The sequence below is a fragment of the Pseudoalteromonas sp. 20-MNA-CIBAN-0454 genome (genome assembly GCF_040308685.1).
GTDB lineage: Bacteria > Pseudomonadota > Gammaproteobacteria > Enterobacterales > Alteromonadaceae > Pseudoalteromonas > Pseudoalteromonas nigrifaciens.
In genome coordinates, this window is the sequence record NZ_JBEOOB010000022.1 from 26,444 (window position 1) to 46,385 (window position 19,942).

At 40.2% G+C, this 19,942-nt stretch carries 18 protein-coding genes and 1 tRNA gene; 1 reads left to right on the forward strand and 18 read right to left on the reverse strand.

Annotated features, from left to right (window positions below; genetic code table 11):
- Nucleotides 1-10: 10 nt before the first annotated feature.
- The 13 genes from AAEZ22_RS11765 to rppH all read right to left on the reverse strand — a co-directional run bounded on the left by AAEZ22_RS11765 (nucleotide 11) and on the right by rppH (nucleotide 11,002).
- Nucleotides 11-85: transfer RNA gene (locus AAEZ22_RS11765), tRNA-Arg, on the reverse strand.
- A gap of 58 nt (nucleotides 86-143) precedes the next feature.
- The gene (locus tag AAEZ22_RS11770; protein ID WP_193038488.1) at nucleotides 144-803 is read right to left on the reverse strand and encodes a FlgO family outer membrane protein; all 660 of its coding nucleotides are present in this window, start codon (nucleotides 801-803) and stop codon (nucleotides 144-146) included.
- Between the two features lie 11 nt (nucleotides 804-814).
- Nucleotides 815-1,507, reverse strand: coding sequence for a FlgO family outer membrane protein (locus AAEZ22_RS11775; RefSeq protein ID WP_011327450.1), 693 nt, complete (start codon nucleotides 1,505-1,507; stop codon nucleotides 815-817).
- 13 nt (nucleotides 1,508-1,520) lie between these two features.
- The gene (locus AAEZ22_RS11780) at nucleotides 1,521-2,114 is read right to left on the reverse strand and encodes a FlgO family outer membrane protein (RefSeq protein ID WP_089367860.1); all 594 of its coding nucleotides are present in this window, start codon (nucleotides 2,112-2,114) and stop codon (nucleotides 1,521-1,523) included.
- A 51-nt stretch (nucleotides 2,115-2,165) separates the two neighbouring features.
- Entirely contained in the window at nucleotides 2,166-2,819 is a 654-nt protein-coding gene (locus AAEZ22_RS11785; protein WP_182684476.1) for an SPOR domain-containing protein, read from the reverse strand.
- A 179-nt stretch (nucleotides 2,820-2,998) separates the two neighbouring features.
- Nucleotides 2,999-3,610 carry an SPOR domain-containing protein gene (locus AAEZ22_RS11790; RefSeq protein WP_339684300.1) on the reverse strand — a complete coding sequence of 204 codons (612 nt, stop codon included), beginning with the start codon at nucleotides 3,608-3,610 and terminating at the stop codon, nucleotides 2,999-3,001.
- 126 nt (nucleotides 3,611-3,736) lie between these two features.
- Nucleotides 3,737-4,414 (reverse strand): SPOR domain-containing protein, encoded by a 678-nt coding sequence (locus AAEZ22_RS11795; protein WP_089367856.1) that lies wholly within the window; start codon nucleotides 4,412-4,414, stop codon nucleotides 3,737-3,739.
- Between the two features lie 319 nt (nucleotides 4,415-4,733).
- On the reverse strand, nucleotides 4,734-5,612 hold the full coding sequence (galU, locus tag AAEZ22_RS11800; RefSeq protein WP_350627821.1) for a UTP--glucose-1-phosphate uridylyltransferase GalU: 879 nt from the start codon (nucleotides 5,610-5,612) through the stop codon (nucleotides 4,734-4,736).
- Between the two features lie 23 nt (nucleotides 5,613-5,635).
- On the reverse strand, nucleotides 5,636-6,487 hold the full coding sequence (locus AAEZ22_RS11805) for a thymidylate synthase (RefSeq protein WP_011327444.1): 852 nt from the start codon (nucleotides 6,485-6,487) through the stop codon (nucleotides 5,636-5,638).
- Nucleotides 6,488-6,497: 10 nt separating this feature from the next.
- Nucleotides 6,498-7,301, reverse strand: a complete 804-nt coding sequence (gene lgt / locus AAEZ22_RS11810; protein WP_089367854.1) for a prolipoprotein diacylglyceryl transferase — start codon at nucleotides 7,299-7,301, stop codon at nucleotides 6,498-6,500.
- A gap of 12 nt (nucleotides 7,302-7,313) precedes the next feature.
- A complete protein-coding gene (locus tag AAEZ22_RS11815; protein WP_089367853.1) occupies nucleotides 7,314-8,123 on the reverse strand; it encodes a sulfite exporter TauE/SafE family protein in 810 nt (269 codons plus the stop codon).
- A gap of 67 nt (nucleotides 8,124-8,190) precedes the next feature.
- Complete coding sequence (gene ptsP, locus AAEZ22_RS11820) at nucleotides 8,191-10,455, reverse strand: phosphoenolpyruvate--protein phosphotransferase (RefSeq protein WP_352297318.1); 2,265 nt, start codon at nucleotides 10,453-10,455, stop codon at nucleotides 8,191-8,193.
- Nucleotides 10,456-10,483: 28 nt separating this feature from the next.
- Complete coding sequence (gene rppH, locus AAEZ22_RS11825; RefSeq protein ID WP_008111786.1) at nucleotides 10,484-11,002, reverse strand: RNA pyrophosphohydrolase; 519 nt, start codon at nucleotides 11,000-11,002, stop codon at nucleotides 10,484-10,486.
- A 426-nt stretch (nucleotides 11,003-11,428) separates the two neighbouring features.
- Here rppH and mutH point away from each other — a divergent pair, with 426 nt between their 5' ends.
- Nucleotides 11,429-12,100, forward strand: coding sequence for a DNA mismatch repair endonuclease MutH (gene mutH / locus AAEZ22_RS11830; RefSeq protein WP_011327439.1), 672 nt, complete (start codon nucleotides 11,429-11,431; stop codon nucleotides 12,098-12,100).
- A 284-nt stretch (nucleotides 12,101-12,384) separates the two neighbouring features.
- Here the strand turns inward: mutH and eno are convergent, their stop codons facing one another.
- The 5 genes from eno to rlmD all read right to left on the reverse strand — a co-directional run bounded on the left by eno (nucleotide 12,385) and on the right by rlmD (nucleotide 19,878).
- On the reverse strand, nucleotides 12,385-13,683 hold the full coding sequence (eno, locus tag AAEZ22_RS11835; RefSeq protein ID WP_011327438.1) for a phosphopyruvate hydratase: 1,299 nt from the start codon (nucleotides 13,681-13,683) through the stop codon (nucleotides 12,385-12,387).
- Between the two features lie 109 nt (nucleotides 13,684-13,792).
- Nucleotides 13,793-15,427, reverse strand: a complete 1,635-nt coding sequence (pyrG, locus tag AAEZ22_RS11840) for a CTP synthase (RefSeq protein ID WP_179807081.1) — start codon at nucleotides 15,425-15,427, stop codon at nucleotides 13,793-13,795.
- 160 nt (nucleotides 15,428-15,587) lie between these two features.
- Nucleotides 15,588-16,385 (reverse strand): nucleoside triphosphate pyrophosphohydrolase, encoded by a 798-nt coding sequence (gene mazG, locus AAEZ22_RS11845; protein WP_352297323.1) that lies wholly within the window; start codon nucleotides 16,383-16,385, stop codon nucleotides 15,588-15,590.
- 2 nt (nucleotides 16,386-16,387) lie between these two features.
- Entirely contained in the window at nucleotides 16,388-18,544 is a 2,157-nt protein-coding gene (gene relA / locus AAEZ22_RS11850; protein WP_179807079.1) for a GTP diphosphokinase, read from the reverse strand.
- 8 nt (nucleotides 18,545-18,552) lie between these two features.
- A complete protein-coding gene (gene rlmD, locus AAEZ22_RS11855; RefSeq protein WP_352297326.1) occupies nucleotides 18,553-19,878 on the reverse strand; it encodes a 23S rRNA (uracil(1939)-C(5))-methyltransferase RlmD in 1,326 nt (441 codons plus the stop codon).
- Between the last annotated feature and the right edge of the window lie 64 nt (nucleotides 19,879-19,942).

The window sequence follows — 19,942 nt, forward strand, 5'->3', positions numbered from 1 at the left end:
TTGATTTTACTGGTAGCCCCTGCAAGAATCGAACTTGCAACTGCCCCTTAGGAGGGGGCCGTTATATCCATTTAACTAAGAGGCCTAAACTGAGGCTAAAATTATAACGGCATTGTCTTTTTTGGATCAAGTGCAAACTGTGTTTAATTACTTGATAAGTAGATATCTTCTTTGTTTAAAACGTATATTGGTATAAATTTTCGGCTACTAGCAACGACTTGTTTATTATTTACGTTTATAACTCGGGTATTCACTGTAACGCCATTGGCGCGGTATATTAACGTACCACCGAGTACATGGCTTGCCATATGCTTTTTGCTGAGATTTTTTATGTCTCGTGAAAAAACAAAGTCGCCACGGCGATTTACGTTTATTGCATCACTCGTTTTAAAATCAACCACCCCATAACCAAACTTTTGTAGTTGATGAATGAGTGTTTCTGATATTTGGTTACCCAGCTGGTTGCTGTTATTTAAGGTGGCATCTAAATCAACTATGCTTGTCACCGCTATATTTATGCTCTCATCAAGCTCACTACCAGACTCTAAGGTGTCGACTAAATCAAGCGCCATTTGCTCTACATAATTAACCAAGGTTTTATGATGTTTTAACGGCATAAATTGTCGCGACGAGTCGTATTCGCTCTGCGTTTGTAGCCCTTGTGCATGCTCATAACGAGCATTCACATCAAAATGAGTGTCTGCATTATTAGTTTTAACCTGCTTATTATTACCCGCAGTAGAGCACCCTGCTAATCCTAGCAGGATAAATAATGCGGTAACGCTATTTAATTTGTAACCCATTATTGCCTCGCTCATTTACTGGCTTGTTTAAGCATAATGCCATCGGTTCTGTAGCTACTATTAAGTGCATCAACCACTGACTGAGGAATAAAGCCTTGCGCTGTTCCTACTACGGCTTTACTAGCTAAGCCAATAATACGTGCATTTACAAGCACACCACCTTGATGGCTTACTAAAGTACCGGCTAAAACATAGTTAAAGTTTTGATCTTGGTTTAGTTCAAGGTAGTCGCGGCTAAATACAAAGTCGCCGCTTGGGGTTACGCGCATATAATCGGTAGTTTTAAAGTCGATAACAGGTATGCCAAAGCTGTGTAGTTCATGCATGAAACTTTCGGCAATTTGATTTCCTAACAAACTTGCGTCGTTGTAATCATCATCTAAAAACACAAAACTTGAAACGGCCAGTGGAGTTTTTTCGTTCACATATTGTAGGTTTTCTACCATGCTTTGCATTATGCCACGCACATAATGATTAATGTTTTTACGTGATGGCGTGCTCGATTTTGAATAATTAGTATGTTGCCCTAACCCCGACTGATATACCTGATTGTCGGTCATTGGGGCTGCCACTGCACGCTCGCCATTAGCCAATTGTACTGAGTTGTTTTGATTTTTTTGTGTGGTGTCTGAGTTCATGCCTGTTAGCATTTGTGAGCACCCAAAGCCCAATGGCAAACATAATGTAAGTAATAGCTTTTTCATTTTGTGCTCCTAATTAGTATTCGCTGCGATATAAGTTATTATCGCGTTGCTGAACTTTTTCACTGCCCCACATTACATTAATCGGGATTTCGGTACTGCCAGCTGATAAAACGTGTTTATTATTAATATTAACCAATCGGGCATTAACAATGTAAGCATGTTGCTGGCGCGTAACTGTGCCGGTAATAATTAAGTCAATATTCTGACGTTCGCGCAGTTTAGTTATATCTCTGCTAAGCGCGCTGTCGGCGTTAGATGCTAAATTTATATTATTACTTAAACGGTACTCAACGGTGTTATATCCCAATTGAGTGAATTGTGTTAGCAGGCTTTCTTGAATTTGCTGGCTTAAACCTTCAGCTTGGCCGCTGGGAAGCTTTGAATCTAGCGCGTTTGCGTAATAAAAGCTGCTTACCCCAATGCGAGAGTTACCGCTTAAAGGCCCTTTAAAGTGACTAAGCTGATAAGTTAAGTTATTTACGTAGTCGTTAACCGTATAAGGTGCCATGGTTGCTATACGCGCAGGCGTGCTCACACTTGGCTCAGGCTGTGGTGTTAAGCTACATGCTGCTAAGTTTACTAATAATAACGGTAATAAAAGGCGCATAGTTGCCATCCTCAAAAAACATGACAATAACAAAGCAATTACTATGCCTATTTATAATTTTAATGGTTGTTCTGTATAATTACTAACAATACAACCCACTTGATGCTGCTTTAGTATATCGCAATCTGCCGTTGCATTTTTTTGAAGTTTATAAGCGCCAATTTTTAAGCGATAAAAAGTAACCCCTTTAACCTTTGCGGTTTCTACGTTGGCAATAAATGGGCTTGCTAATAGTTTTGTAGCCTTAGATTTCACTTCATTATAACTTTGGGTTAATCGTATCCAATCGGTAACCGATGCGACCTGCAGGGCAAACAATGGCTGTATTACTTTAGGTTGTACGGTTGCTTTGGCTTGCACATTAACAGCCTCTTCTGACGCTGTAGTGTCTTGATTTAGGTTGCTCCCCTCTTGCTTTAGATTACTTTGTGTTGTCGACTCTCGTTGCGCTACTTCATTTAATTGGCTAATAAGTAACTTTAAATCGTGTTCAATAACAAGCAAACGTCTAACGCCTGCTTTGGCTTGTTGCCATTGTTGAGATGATGCTCTTAATTGCGCTAATTCTTCTGCCGAAATAGTAACCTCATTACTAACCTTATTTGTGGTAGTAACATTGTGTTGAGCCTCTTTAACTTTACTACTGCATCCACAAAGTACAATTAGGCTAATACTTAACAATCTCATTAGCTGTTGTTTTATCATATTATTTGCCTTTTAAATTTTTACTTGGCTATTAAATTAGCATTGAACTTACAAACTGCATTGCTGGGTTTTAACTGCTGTATTAATTTTAGCTCGACTTATAGGTATGTGTTAGCACACAGGTAAATTGAGTTTCAACGTTATAACTAATCAGCTTTAAATACCTAAAACATACTTCGCTAAATTTTTTGGGTGTAATTGCCCACAAAACAAGCTACTTGCTGCTGTATTAAGGTTTTACAATCGCTTTGTGCTGCAGCTTTATTTTTATAAGAGCCTAGCTTTAATCGATACAAAGTAACTTTGTTAGCTACTACAGGCTCGATATTAACGACTGTTTTAGTATGTATTATGTTTGGGGCTTTTAACTTTAATTGCGCTAATGCGCTATGAAGTGCGGGCTCATTTTTAAAAGCACCGACTTGTATAGAAAATAATGCTGGGGATTTATCTAACCGAGTATTTAAATTAAATATTGTTTCTTTAGGTTCGCTTAAGGGGGGTTCTGACTGCTCTATTTGTTGCGTAAGAGTGGCTGTTAGCTGCGTTAATTTGTGTTCTAGCTGGCTTATTTTGTCAACATTAGTTTGAGCATTTTTCCACTGCTTTGCAGAGTCTTGTAGTAAAACTAAATCTGCTTTTTTAATAAGTATACTTTGCGGCGCATTTACTGCGCCTTGTTTTACAAGCGGTTCTGCGCTTTCATTTTGCTTAGTTGTATTGCATGCACTTATAACTAATGACAATCCTAGTATTAGTGTAATGCGCTTAAAGTTCCATTTTAAAAGCATTAGGGTTATTAACCTTTTTTGTTTATTTTTTTATAATTAATTTATAAAAAAGCAGCTTAGGTAAGCTGCATATTCTATTGATAAATAAAGCATAAGCAACTTTATATTTAAAGCTAGTTGGTATAATTACAGCTTTACCGGTTTATCTGTGTAGTTACTTACTATGCAGTCGAGTTTATAAAGTTTAAATACGTTGCAATCGGCTTGGGCATTTTTAAAGTTTTGATACACGCCTAACTTTAATCGATAGTAGGTTTTATTATTAACATTTGCTGTTTCAACATTGGTGCGAATTTTATCTCTAAATAACGGCGCAGCTTGCTCATTGAGTTCTTGCCATGCTTTAACTAAGTCTTTTTCGGAATCGAGCGACGCAACTTGCAATGCAAAAACGTGCTTTGGGGTGTTTAATTTTACCGTTGGCTTTGTATTATAAGCTGGTTTAATTGCTTGCTGAGCTTTACTTGAGTAGCGTTGTTTGCGCGTGGGGCGATTATATTGGTTGTGATTTTTTTGATTAGACTGCGCAATTGCTTTGCTATTTATAATATCTATATGGTTTACCAAATAGGTAATATCTTTTTCTAGCTTTAAAAGTCGTTCAATCCCAGAGCGGGCTTGCTGCCATTGCATTGCAGCATCTTTTAATTGCGCCAGCTCTAATGCAGTAATAGACACATATTCAGGCGAGTCGTTTATTGGCTCTGCTAATAGCGTTTTGTTGGGCGCAGTTGCACAAGCAGTGCTAAACAAGAGTATAAGCAAACTCAATATTAAAGTATTATTTTTTTTATATTTAAACATGCATTCGCTGCCCTGAAAGTAGTGTAAGTACACTTACATTTCAGTTAAACATTCTTATAAGTAAGCGTTTAACTTTATTAATTGTGCTTGGATATATAACCGGGTTTATTTTATACAAATGATTACTGAAGCAATTAATGTACTTTTTAGCTTAGTAGTCAACAGACCAAACAGCAATTAACACAAATGTTACATTATATTTTACAGCGTGTCTGCAGTTATAATGTTTTTATCGCCAAATACTACGATATTAACGACTATAAAACAAAAAAGACGCCATATAGGCGTCTTTTAGTTACTTTTATAAAAAGTAGGTATGTTAAATTAATGTTTTAATAAACGCTTTTAACTCGTCAGCAAATTCTTCACGACGCAGTGCAAACTCAATAGTTGCTTTAAGATAACCAATTTTACTACCACAATCGTGGCTGCGCCCTTTAATTGCATATGCATCAACAGTTTCGTGTTGCATTAGCATGGCAATAGCGTCTGTAAGCTGAATTTCGTTACCAGCACCTTGCGGTGTTTTAGCGAGTAATGGCCAAATATTTTTACTTAATACATAGCGCCCTACTACTGCAAGATTTGATGGTGCTTCGTTAACTGGTGGCTTTTCTACCATGTTATGAATTGGCGAACTTTCGCCTTGTTTTAGCTCAACACTGCCTAAGTCAACAACACCAAATTGATCAACTTCAGCCATTGGAACTGGCTCTACCATTATTTGGCTATGTTGAGTTTGCTCAAAGCGGCTGATCATTTCGGCCAAGTTATCTTTACTAAGATCGCTTTCCATATCATCAATTATTACATCGGGTAAAATAACCACAAATGGTTCGTTACCTATAATTGGCGCTGCACAGTTAATTGCATGCCCTAGGCCTTTGGCCTCGCCTTGGCGTACTTGAATAATGGTTACATCTTTAGGACAAATAGACTGTATTTCGGCAAGTAGCTGTCGTTTTACTCGTTTTTCTAGTGTGGCTTCAAGCTCAAAACTGGTGTCGAAGTGGTTTTCGATTGAGTTTTTACTTGAATGCGTTACCAGTACTATTTCTTTAATACCTGCGGCAACGGCTTCGTTAACTACGTACTGAATTAGTGGACGGTCAACAACCGGCAGCATTTCTTTTGGAATTGCTTTGGTGGCTGGTAACATGCGTGTTCCGAGGCCCGCTACGGGGATCACTGCTTTCATGGTGTTTTCCTTAATCTGTTTTGTTATACCGAAAATGGGTATTGAATAGCTTCGTGACACTCATAACCTGTCACTTCAAAGTCATCGCGTGTTACCCAGGTTTCTATATCGTTTAGTGATTTAATGTTTGGATTAATTTTTAACTGCGGCGATGCAAATGGCTCGCGTTTTAACTGCACATCGCGCATTAGCTCAAGCTGGTTTTCATAAATATGCGCGTTGGTAATTTTATGATACGCCTTACCCGCTTTATGCCCAGTAATTTGCGCCACTAATGCCAGTAATACAAAACACTGAATTTGATTAAAATTAAGCCCTAGCGGTACGTCGCAGCTACGCTGAATTGACGTTAAATAAAGTGTGTCACCTAATAATGAAAACGTGTGCGTGTGCATGCACGGGCGTAAACAGCCAAGCTCAAATTCGCCTGGGTTATAAAAACTAATTATTTCACCGCGATCGTCTATACCATTTTTTAAGTTATTAATTACTTTTGCTAGTTGGTCTAGCGTTGAGCCATCTGGGCGCTGCCAAGCACGCCCTTGTACGCCATAAACACGCCCCATGTCGTCCTCACCTTTACGGTGCGGATTATTAAGCCAAGCGCTATTTTCGTTTGCGTTTGCATCCCAGGTTTTACAGCCTATTTCGCGAAACTGTGCCGCGCTATCGTAGCCACGCAAGTAACCGAGTAATTCGGCAATAGCTGCTTTGTAATAGCTTTTACGTGTGGTGATCATAGGAAACTGATTATTCGCCACATCGTACTCTAAATCGGCGTTGATCACGGTTAAACAGCGTGTGCCCGTACGTTTGTTTTCTACCCACTGGCCTTCATCAACAATACGCTGACATAATTGTAAATATTGTTTCATGGTATTTATTCTAACCCTTTACCGCTGTTTTTTGTGGTGCTTGCTTATAAGCCCAAATTAATAAGCCTAACCCGCCTACTATCATAGGCAGCGAGAGTATTTGCCCCATCGAGATAAAGTCGGCAAATAAACCCAGCTGTGCATCTGGTTGGCGAAAGTACTCAATACAAAATCTAAATGTGCCGTAACCTAGTAAAAATACACCCGCTACACTACCAGCAGGGCGAGGCTTTTTAATAAACCACTGTAAAATTAAAAATAATACTAAGCCTTCAAAAAATGCTTCGTATAGCTGCGATGGATGGCGTGCTAACGGCCCGCCGGTTGGAAATACCATAGCCCATGGTACATCGCTTACTCGACCCCAAAGCTCACCATTTATAAAGTTACCTATACGTCCAGCTAATAAACCTACCGGTACAAGCGGTGCAACAAAGTCGCCTACTTGCAGTATTGACTTTTTACGTGTCCAAGCAAAAATAACAACCGCGGTTATCACTCCTAAGGTGCCACCATGAAACGACATTCCACCTTGATCTATCCTGAACAAATATAGGGGGTTTTCTATAAAATAGCTAAATTGATAAAATAATACATAACCAATACGCCCACCAAGAATTACCCCTAGCATGCCGTAAAATAGGAAGTCGCCTACTTGGTCTTTAGTCCAACCTGAATTTGGTTTTGCCGCTTGGCGATTTGCAAACCACATTGCAAATGCAAAACCTATTAAATACATTAATCCGTACCAACGTACGCTCAGTGGCCCGACAGAAAATATGATCGGATCGATTACAGGAAATTCCAGTGCCATAAAAATAAACCTTTAGCTAAAAACCATTTTAATTGCGATGATAACAAGTAACACCGCGAAAACTTTCTTTATTGTATTAACCGGTAAATAGTGGGTTGCTTTAGCGCCAATAGGCGCTATAAACCACGAGGTAATTACAATCCCAAATAATGCGGGTAAGTATACAAACCCTGCAAAACCGTGTTCTAAATCGGTAACCTGCCATCCGGCACTGATATAACCAATAGAGCCAAAAAAGGCGATAACAATTCCGCATGCTGCAGCGCAGCCTATGGCCTTTTTAATATCAACCGAAAAATAATGCAGTAAAGGCACTATTAGTGCGCCACCACCTATACCTATTAATCCAGATAGTGCCCCCATAATGGCGCATAAGCTGCCTAGAATAGGACCCGACGGTAAAGGTTTTTCTGACAAAGGTTTATTGCGAGCTGATAACACCATTCTTAAAGCAATAAATACCACGCTTACAGCAAATACTGTGCGTAATATTTGCTCGGGTATTAAGCTTGCAGCAAAGCCACTAATTAGCGCGCCAACAGCTACGCCCGACATAACCCAAGGTGCAATAACCCAAGGCACGTTATCATTTTTATGATGAGCCAGCGCTGAAGATGTAGAGGTAAACAAAATAGAAGCAAGCGATGTTGCAATGGCAATAACTAATACGTTTTCAACAGCAGTTACATTAAAAGCGAGTAATAAGGCACTTAATACGGGAACAATAATTAAGCCACCACCAATTCCGAGTAATCCGGCTAAAAATCCGACAACACAGCCTAGTAGCGCGCAACTTGCAACCAATAATCCTAGATCATACATAGTTATCCCATATACCTTTTATTATGCGCGTATCTTAATGGATTCTGATTACAGTTAACACGAGAATTTATTTTGGGGTGTAAAATAAGTTGCCTAACTCATGCTCTATCATAAAGCTGCGAGTTAAACGCAATACTTGCTTAGCCGACGATTGCGCTAAGCACTCTTTAAGTAATGCTTCCATTTCGCTGACATGTAAGCGCCTAAGCACCCATTTAACTTTATTTAATGATGATAAGTTCATACTTAAACGACGATATCCCATGGCAATAAGTAATATTGCGCCTTCAGGATCGCCGCCAAGCTCGCCGCATAAACTAAACGGTAGCTCGTATTGCTGGCACTCACGAGCCACTTTATTTAATACTCTGAGCACTGCAGGGTGATACGGGTTAAACAGTTCTGCAACCCGCGCGTTTGATCTGTCTACAGCGAGCAGGTATTGCGTTAAATCGTTACTGCCCACTGAGCAAAAATCGACTTTTTTAGACCAGTCTGCCAGCATAAATACACTCGACGGTACTTCAAGCATAATACCTATATCGGGTCGTTCAATTGTTTGCTCTGGGTATTGCTCGTTAAGCTCAAAATACGCTTGCTCAAAAAGAGCTAATGATTCGTCTACTTCTTCTGTACCACTTATCATCGGCAGCATTATTTTTAAATTACCTAAGCCTATATTTGCTTTAAGCATGGCTTTGAGCTGATCTAAAAATAGCTCAGGGTGATCTAAACTAATACGAATACCGCGCCAACCTAAAAAGGGATTTTCTTCGGTAATATTAAAATAATCGAGAACTTTATCGCCACCAATATCTAACGTTCGCATTACTACCGGATTAGGGTAATAACTATTAAGTACTTCTCGGTACCAGGTTTCTTGCTCTGATTGCGATGGAAACTGCCCTTTTTGCATAAACCAGGCTTCGGTGCGGTACAAGCCAACGCCGTCACAAATATGGGCACTGTTTTGCTGCGTGTTTAACTCCAGCCCCGCATTGAGTAGTAAACTTATGTGTTCACCATCAAGGGTGACCGCTGTAAAGTTTTGCTCGGCTAAAAAACGATTATTAAGTAAGTTGTCTTGGTGTTGTAATTCTGTGTATTCATCAATTAGCATTTGCGATGGGGAAATATATAACCGCCCCGAAAACGCATCCAAAATCATTGGTTTACTATTTAATTGCAGTAATGGAATATCTTCGATGCCCCAAATAGCAGGCACGCCCATAGCACGGGTTAATATTGACGCATGACTGTTTGCCGAGCCATTTATGCTCACCACCCCCACTAAGCGATCGTTAGGCACCTCAGCCAGCATGGCTGGAGTAAGTGTATGCGCTATAAGTATGGTATTGGGTGGATAATCTTTTATTGCGAATTCGGTATTAACAAGGTGGTGCAACACTCGCAGGCCAATGTCTTTAACATCAACCGCGCGCTCTTTTATGTATGGGTCTTGCATGGCATTAAACTGAGCGATTAAACGCTCAATTACTATTTTTAAGGCGCTTTTTGCACACCAACCTTGTTGCAACTCCATCTCAACGTTATGACCTAAGCTTTTAGCATCGAGTAATTGCTGATAAACATCAAAAACAGCCAAAGCCTCATGGGGAATAGAATCACTTAGTGTCATTGATAGTGTATTAAATTCTTTTCGGGTTGCCGCTACGGCTTGGGTAAATAAGCGTCGTTGCTCATTTACATCGCCTTCTTTTTCAAGCTCAATTGATTTAAAGTTAACTTTAGGAATAACTACAAATGCATGGCCAATACTAATACCCGGAGCACTCGACACCCCTTTTAATACCGAGGTTTGATGAGAAGACTCATCTTGACGCAATACTTCTTTTATTTCAGCATGCGCTAATTGTGAGGCAAGTTGCGCCGACAAAGTAATTAAAAACGATTCTTCATCTTGGCTAAATACACGTGCCATTTTTTGTTGTACTACAATAACGCCCAGTACTTTTTTTTGATGCACCACAGGCACAGACAAAAATGCATTATAGCCTTCTTCGTTAACTTCTGGGGAGAGCTTAAAGCGGGGATGAGATTTGGCAAAGGCAATATTAATTGCCTCCTCGCGCTGTGCCACCAGCCCTACTAGGCCTTCAGTAAAGCCAATTCTAAACTTACCCACCGCATCGGGGTTTAACCCTTCGGTGGCCATAAGTACAAAGTTATCTTGGCTGTAGTCAGCAAAATAAATAGAGCAGCACTGGGTTTGCATGGCTTCTTTAACCATTGTCACAAAGCACGCTAAAGCACTGTCTAAATTCGCTTGTTGCGAAACCGACTCTGCAATAGACCTAAGTGTTGCCAGCATGTCCTGCTCCTTTAATTTACTAAACTAACTACCTTTTATTTCGCCAATGATCTTTTTGCTGTTCGCGTTTATTAAAAGGCATAGCAAAAGGAGCAAACTCTTTCATTACACGCCGATAAACATCGCGTTTAAACGACACCACCTGCCTTACCGGATACCAATAACTTACCCAGCGCCAATCATCAAATTCAGGATGATGGGTTTTAAGTAAATTTACGTCCTCATCTTTACAGCGTAGTTTTAGTAAAAACCATTTTTGTTTTTGCCCAATACATACCGGACTTGAGTCTCGGCGTATTAATCGTTTGGGTAACTTATAGCGTAACCAATGTTTAGAACTTGCGACTATCTCTACATCTTCTGGTCGCAAGCCTACTTCTTCGTGTAATTCGCGGTACATGGTTTGTTCTGGCGTTTCACCATCGTCAACACCGCCTTGGGGAAATTGCCAAGAATGTTGACCATAACGTCTAGCCCAAAACACTTGTCCTTGGTTATTGCAAATTACAATTCCGACATTGGCACGAAAACCTTCGGCATCAATCACCTTAGTGCCTCATTTGTAAGTCGATTTTTAATGATTGTTCCACATTACCTGCTTTACGGCAAACAATATTGGAATATTTACTGTGGTTACTCACAGCTTGTGCATAACTTTTATAAAACACGCTCATTTAGCAAACAAATCCACAATATAAGATCGCAAAACTGGATTTCTCCACAGATTCTGTGGATAAACATGTTTATATATGTGTACTCATTCAAACAACCTTAGTGTCACTTAATGAAAACTGAACAGTTTATTTTTAAATTTTATTATAATTCATGGGCTTATATTTATTTAACTGTTTATTAAAGTGTGTAAAATTGCACCAAACCCAAGGTGCACAAAAAACACTCAAAGGCAAAGATATCCACGGCTGGACTGATTTGCTATCATGGCGATGGTATTTATTCAACTTAAATAAACAGTATGCGACCTATAAAACCACATTCAATTAATGACTTAATGCAGCGTGTTAATAATATTGCTGGGCTTACCCTTGGCCAATTAGCCAATGAGTATAACTTTAAAACGCCTGACGATTTACTCCGTGAAAAAGGCTGGACGGGGCAATTAATTGAATATGTATTAGGCGCAACTGCTGGCTCAAAACCACTGCCCGATTTTGAAGATTTAGGCATAGAGCTAAAAACATTGCCAATTTCTTATAAAGGCAAGCCGCTAGAAACCACCTTTGTATCGGTAACCCCACTCATTAACGTTACTGGCATGACCTGGCACGCAAGCAGCGTGCGTAAAAAACTAAACCATGTACTTTGGTTGCCTATACTAAGTGAGCGCGACATAGCCCCGTTTGATAGAACCATAGGCAGCGGCTTTTTATGGCAACCCACACCTGAGCAAGACGCTTTATTGCAACGCGATTGGGAAGAACAAATGGAGCTTATTGCGCTAGGGCGTATTGATGAAATATCGGGGCATTTAGGTGACGCAATTCAAATTCGCCCTAAAGCCGCGCACAGTAAAATAGTAACCGATGCTATTGGCCCTAATGGTAAAATTATTAAAACCCTGCCCCGTGGTTTTTATTTAAAAACCAGCTTTACCGGCGAAATTTTAAAACAGCAGTTTCAACTTTAATTTGTACAAATAGAAGTAAATTAGGGCGGCATAAAATTAAACTTGAGGCGACAACTAACTTGAAAAACTCCGATATTCACTTAAAGTCTTTTCACACTACTTTTAACATATTTAAACTAAAAAGAGAGATAGAAAACCCCACCTAAAAATCGTATTTAAACTGTTACTGACAGTTATCTCACTTCTGATTTTCTGGTTACTGTTTTACTTTTTTTACCTAGGCAAAAAAAATCCCCACCAAAGTGAGGATTTATAAGCTTAAACATCATATTCTAATTAAAGAATTACTGACCTTTAACTTCTTTTAAACCGTTGTACGGTGCTTTATCGCCTAATTGCTCTTCAATACGAAGCAATTGGTTGTACTTAGCAACACGATCAGAGCGGCTTAATGAACCTGTTTTAATTTGACCTGCGGCTGTACCTACTGCTAAATCTGCAATGGTTGAATCTTCTGTTTCGCCTGAGCGATGAGAAATAACAACTGTAAAACCAGCATCTTTAGCCATTTTAATTGCAGCTAATGTCTCAGTTAAAGAACCAATTTGGTTAAACTTTATTAAGATTGAGTTAGCAATACCGTTGTCGATACCACGCTTTAAAATCTTAGTATTGGTTACAAACAAATCGTCACCCACTAATTGGATTTTATCACCCATTAGTTTAGTTTGGTGTGCAAAGCCATCCCAGTCAGACTCATCAAGGCCATCTTCGATAGACACGATTGGGTACTGCTGAGTTAAATCTTGTAAGAAGAAGTTAAACTCTTCAGAAGTGAACTTTTTGCCTTCACCTTTAAGATTGTAAATATTTGCTTCTTTGTCGTAAAACTCAGAGGCTGCACAATCAAGCGCTAATGTAATGTCTTTACCTAGCTCGTAGCCTGCATTTGCAACAGCTACTTTAATTGCAGCTAGTGCCGCTTCGTTAGATGCAAGGTTTGGTGCAAAACCACCTTCGTCACCTACCGCTGTTGAGTGACCGTCTGCTTTAAGTACTTTAGCTAGGCTGTGAAATATTTCTGCGCCCATGCGTAGAGCTTCACGGAAGTTTTTAGCGCCAATTGGTTGGATCATAAACTCTTGAATATCTACAGAGTTATCTGCATGTTCGCCACCATTGATAATGTTCATCATTGGTAATGGCATAGAGTAAACACCCGGTGTACCGTTTAAGTCAGCAATATGCTCATAAAGCTCAACTTTTTTAGATTGTGCAGCAGCTTTAGCCGTTGCTAGCGATACTGCTAAAATTGCGTTAGCACCTAATTTTTCTTTATTTTCGGTACCATCTAAATCTAGCATTACTTGATCAACAGTGCTTTGCTCAAGTGCATTTTGGCCTGCTAAAGCGGTTGCGATTTCATTATTAATAAAACCAACTGCTTTTAATACGCCTTTACCTAAATAACGAGATTTATCACCATCGCGTAATTCTAATGCTTCGCGAGTCCCTGTAGATGCGCCAGACGGCGCCGCAGCACGGCCCCATGAACCATCAGCTAAATGTACATCAGCTTCAACAGTTGGGTTACCACGCGAATCCATAATTTCGCGACCAATTACTTTTACGATTACTGACATCTTGATTCCTCTATATTCCCAAAATGGTGAATTACTGCCAACTTAATTTAAACTAATTTGGTTGGCATTTAAAACAAATAAGCCGTGCAATATGCACGGCCTATTAATATTACGAAGACGCTTTTTGGTGGATGTGAGCCGCAGCTACAAACCCTTCAAACAGCGGGTGACCATCGCGTGGTGTTGAAGTGAATTCCGGGTGGAATTGCGCTGCAATAAACCAAGGGTGATCTTTATTTTCAATAATTTCTACTAGCTTTTTATCTTCCGATAAACCAGTAAAGCTTAAACCAGCTTTTTCTAGCTGCTCTACAAAGTTATTATTAACTTCGTAACGATGACGATGACGTTCTACTATTTCATCGCTACCGTATACTGCATGCACTTTAGAACCCGGTGTTAAATGACATTTTTGTGCGCCTAAACGCATAGTGCCACCTAAGTCTGATTTTTCATCACGCTGCTCTACTTTACCTTCAGCATCTAGCCATTCGGTAATTAAGCCAACCACAGGGCTTGCAGATTGCGCGTTAAACTCAGTTGAGTTTGCATCAGTAAGGCCGGCTACGTTACGAGCGTATTCAATTAGCGCTACTTGCATACCTAAACAAATACCTAAGTAAGGCACTTTGTTTTCACGCGCGTATTTAGCCGCTAATATTTTACCTTCAACGCCACGACTACCAAAACCACCAGGTACTAAAATAGCATCTAAGCGCGTTAGTGAATCAACGCCTTTGGTTTCTAAGTCTTGTGAGTCGATGTACTGAATATTTACCGTTAAACGATTTTTCAGACCGGCATGTTTTAATGCTTCGTTTACAGATTTATAAGCATCTGGTAATTCAGTATATTTGCCTACCATACCAATAGTTACTTCACCTGTAGGGTTAGACTCTTGATAAAGTACTTGTTCCCATTCAACTAAATCAGCTTCAGGAGCTTCTAAATGAAAACGACGACATACAAAGTAATCTAAATCTTGCGACTTTAATAACGCAGGAATTTTATAAATACTGTCTACGTCTGGTAGTGATATAACCGCTTTTTCTTCTACGTTAGTAAACAATGCAATTTTTGCACGTTCGTTATTTGGTAGTTTGCGGTCTGAACGACAAATAAGAATGTCTGGCTGAATACCAATTGAGCGCAGTTCTTTAACCGAATGTTGCGTTGGTTTAGTTTTCACTTCGCCTGCAGGGCCTAAAAATGGCACTAGCGTTAAGTGAATAAATAGCGCGCGCTCACGGCCAATTTCAGTACCCATTTGACGAATTGCTTCTAAAAATGGTTGTGACTCTATGTCACCCACTGTGCCGCCAATTTCAACGATTGCTATATCATGGCCTTCAGCGCCAGAATAAACACGTTGCTTAATATCGTTAGTAATGTGTGGAATTACCTGAATTGTTGCTCCAAGGTACTCGCCACGTCGCTCACGACGTAATACATCTTCGTATACACGCCCTTGTGTGAAGTTATTACGACTCGTCATTTTGGTGCGAATAAAACGCTCATAGTGACCTAAGTCTAGATCGGTCTCTGCGCCGTCTTCAGTAACGTATACTTCACCATGTTGAATTGGGCTCATTGTGCCTGGATCAACGTTGATGTAAGGATCCAGCTTTAAGATAGTAACATTAATACCACGGGCCTCTAAAATAGCTGCCAATGATGCTGCTGCAATACCTTTACCCAACGAAGAAACAACCCCGCCGGTAACGAAGATAAATTTTGTACTCATGCGAACCCTAGAATATCAGGAATTAAAAGGAATATAATACCCAAACAAGTGATTTTGGAATATAAACAGGACGGGGAGAAATTGTACCAAAGCATAGCCAATCAATCCAGCTAAAATTAGAAATTGTAAGCACAAAAAACAGCCATAATTTTACTACACACTATTTGACTTTTTTGATCTCATCCCATGCTGCATCCATCTCATCAAGCGTGGCCGACTCTAAACATTTTCCTTGGGCATTTAAATAAGCTTGTACTTTTTCAAAGCGAGTTGAAAACTTGTCGCTGGCGCTACGTAGTAATTGCTCTGGGTCGCGCTTTACATGGCGCGCAACGTTTACTGTAGCAAACAGTAAATCGCCCAGCTCTTCTGCACTGTGATCTGAATACGGATTGTGAGCGAGTGCTTCTTTTACTTCGTCTACTTCTTCGCTCACTTTATCCAATGCACCATGGTAACTTGGCCAATCAAAACCAAGAGCAGCCACGCGCTGCTGAATTTTTTTAGCTTTACTTAAGCTTGGCATATTAACGGGAATATCTTGCCACAGCGAAGGCGTAGCATCTGCGCTTTTGGCGCTGCGCTCTTGTGCCTTAATTGCTTGCCACTGCGCAGCAAGCTCATCATCGCTTAGCGCTGTTTGCTGGTCGAACACATGAGGATGGCGGCGCGTAAGTTTAGCGTTTAATTGTGTCACTATATCGTTAAAATCAAATAACTTTTGCTCATTAGCAAGTTGAGCATAAAACACAATTTGAAAGAGTAAATCGCCAAGTTCATTTTTAAGCTCACCTAAATTGCCCGATTCAATGCAATCGGCCACTTCAAATGCTTCCTCAATAGTGTGTGGCACTATTGAGCTAAAAGTTTGCTTACGATCCCAGGGGCAACCAAGCTCAGGATCTCTTAGCGTTTTCATTATATTTAGTAGTTGCGCAAGCGCGGCGTTATCTGTCATATTTATTGCCCTCGCTTTGCACTGTGTACACCTTCAATTTGGTGTAACTTAGAAAGCACTCTATTAGTACCCGACAGATCGTGTACCTCTATTTGCATGGTAAATATAGCAATTTGATTATCATCAACGGTATTTACATTCATATTTAGCACATTCACTTTTTCGTTGGCTAACACTACACTTATGTCGCGAATTAAACCTGAGCGGTCGCTGGCCTCTATTCTAATACTTAGCGCATAGGAGTTATGAATATCGTCTGACCAGCTTACAGAAATAACCCGCTCTGGGTGCTGAGTTTTTAAATTATTAAACGAGTCGCAATCATCACGATGTACACCAATACCACGCCCTTGCGTTATATAGCCAATAATTTCATCCCCCGGAACCGGACGACAACATTTAGCAACATGACTCATTAAGCTACCTACGCCATCAACCACAATACCGTTATTATCGCCGGTTACTTTTGTTGGGTTTTTAAAACGTATTACCGGCTCGTCTTCGGGGCGATCGGTAACAAAGTTAAGCATTTGATTAAGGCGAATATCACCTGCGCCAATGGCGACCATTAAATCGTCGAGCTCTTTAAAGTTAAAACGCTTAATAGCGGGTGCTAAGTCTCTATAATTTAAATCGAGTTTTTGCAGTTCGTTATCGAGTATTTCTTTACCGGCACTAAGATTTTTGTCGCGATCGAGCTGTTTAAACCAATGGTGTATTTTGGCTCTAGCACGCGATGACTTTATATAGCCTAATGATGGGTTTAACCAATCGCGGCTGGGGTTTGGCTGTTTTTGGGTAAGAATTTCTACCTGATCGCCGGTGCTTAACTGATGGGTAAATGGCACAATTTTGCCAAATACTTTAGCGCCAATACAACGATGCCCCACATTAGAGTGAATATAATAAGCAAAATCTAATGGTGTTGCCCCCAGTGGTAAATCAAAAATATCGCCTCGTGGGGTAAATACGTATACGCGGTCTTCTACCACTTGATTTTTAAGCTCTTGTGCTAGGTCGCTGCCATCAACCACTTCTTCTTGCCATTGTAATAGTTTACGCAGCCAGCTAATTTTTTGCTCATAACCTGAGCCTCGCCCTGGCAATGCGCCTTCTTTATACATCCAATGCGCAGCAACACCCAGCTCGGCATCTTGGTGCATATCGCTGGTGCGAATTTGAATCTCTACCGTTTTGCCTTCGGGGCCAAATACCACGGTATGAATAGACTGATAGCCATTTTGCTTAGGTGTGGCAACGTAGTCGTCAAACTCTTTATGCAAATGACGCCAGTTAGTGTGCACTATGCCCAGCGCGCCGTAACAATCTTGCAGGCGCTGCACCACAATACGCATTGCGCGAATATCAAACAGTTGATCAAACTCGTAGTTTTTTTGCGCCATTTTTTTATAAATGCTGTAAATATGCTTTGGCCGCCCGTAAACCTCTGCTTCTATGCCCGCCTCGCTTAAGCGGCTTTTAACTTGCGCTACCATGTCTTCCATGTAGGCTTCACGCGCTAGGCGTTTGTCATCAAGCTGTTTGGCAATGTTTTTATAAATATTGGGGTGCAAATACCTAAACGATAAGTCTTCAAGCTCCCACTTTAATTGCCCTATACCTAAGCGGTTTGCCAGTGGAGCAAAAATGTCGGCGGTTTCTTTGGCGGCAATAACACGGTCTTCTTCTGCGGCATTTTTAACATTGCGTAAATGACATACTTGCTCTGCTAACTTAATAACAACCGCGCGCACATCCTCTACCATAGCAAGTAACATACGGCGAATATTATCAACCTGTACCGTGCCTTTGCCTTGGTGCGCCAAAGTGCTAATAGTAGCCATTTGTGCGACCCCGTTTAGCAATACCGCAATACTGCTACCTAGCTGCTCTTCAACAGTTTCAAGGGTGACTAAGTTATTTATAAAATACGGCGTTAAATAAGCAGTAGCTAATGAGTCTGCATCAAGATTAAGCTCGGCTAAAATTTCGACCATTTCAATAGCTGTGCTTTGTCGGGTGGTATTGTCGCACGCTAAACAAAGTGCCTGTGCTTTATTAAGCAACTCTACTTTTTCTGCCGACAGAGCAAGTAACTTTAAGCGACTAGCAAAGTCCCCGGTTTCATCCTGTTGATGTGATTGACGTGTAGCTACCATAATGCGCTTTACCTCCGTTGAAATAACGCCATAGTTTCAATATGCCCGGTGTGTGGAAACATATTCATTAGCCCAATTTTATGCAGTTCAAAGCCTGCATGCGAAATAATAGCGCTGTCACGGGCTAAAGTAACAGGGTCGCATGAGACGTATAAAATAGTTTTAAACTGCTTTAAAGGAAGTTGTTCTAATACCGTTATTGCCCCAGTACGTGAGGGGTCTAACACCAGTACATCTAAATTTTTATTAAACCACGAAGCCGTTTCAATTTTATTTGTTAAATCAAAGCAATTAAATTGAGTATTAGTGATTAAGTTAGTGTGCGCATTTTGCGTTGCCATTGCAACCGCTGAAGCAACCCCTTCTATACCAATTACTGTTTTTGCTTGTTTTGCCAGCACTAGTGAAAAGTTACCAATACCACAAAATAAATCTAATACGTTTTCGTCGCCTTTTAGTGCCAGCCAATTTTGTGCTTGTTTAAGCATTGCTTGATTAACGCTAGCATTAACTTGGATAAAGTTATTTAAGCCAAATTCAAACTTTAACCCTAACTCTTCAAGTGCATAAAATGGCATGGCTAAATGTGAGTGTTCAATCACTTCACTTTCGCTTTGCCACACTAATTGCCATTGTTGCTCAGCGGCACTTTGTGCTACCAGTGCTTTTATACTCTCTGAAATAGGTTTTGTGTGGCGAATAATAACAAAGTTTTGCTCATCGCCTTGGCACAATTGCAAGTGAGATACACTGTGCAATGCCTTGTGTTGATTAATTAAGTTATCAAATACAGTAAATACATTTGCAAATACTTCACTTAGTACTGGGCACTCATTAATACTAATAATACTTTTAGAGCCACTTGCTCTATAGCCTACATGCATTTTTTTTGCTTTTTTATCATACATTACCGCTAAACGAGCACTTCGTCTGTAATGAGTGGCTTTACTTAATAAGGGGGCTTGCCAGTTTAATTCATCAAGCTTGGCAAACTTTTCAAATAATTTGCTCACCGCTATTTGCTTTTCGACTACCTGTTGGCCGCTATCTAAATGCTGCAACTGACACCCACCACATTGATTATAATGCTCACAAAATGGTGCTACGCGATATTCACTCGCCTGTAATACTTTATGTGTTTGCGCTTCGCTGTAACGCGCTTTGTCGGCAACAATGGTGGCTTTTACTTGCTCGTTTGGCAAAGCATTACTTACAAAGCACACTTTATTATTGTGTTTCGCTATGCCGCGACCATGGTGATCCATGGCGGTGATATCGAGCACTAAAGACTGTTGTTTTAGCGGTTTTTTTGTTGCTTTAAATATTTGCGCCATTAGGCATTACCTTAAACATTTGATGAATCGACTCCAATTGCAGAATACCTCATTATCCGTATAT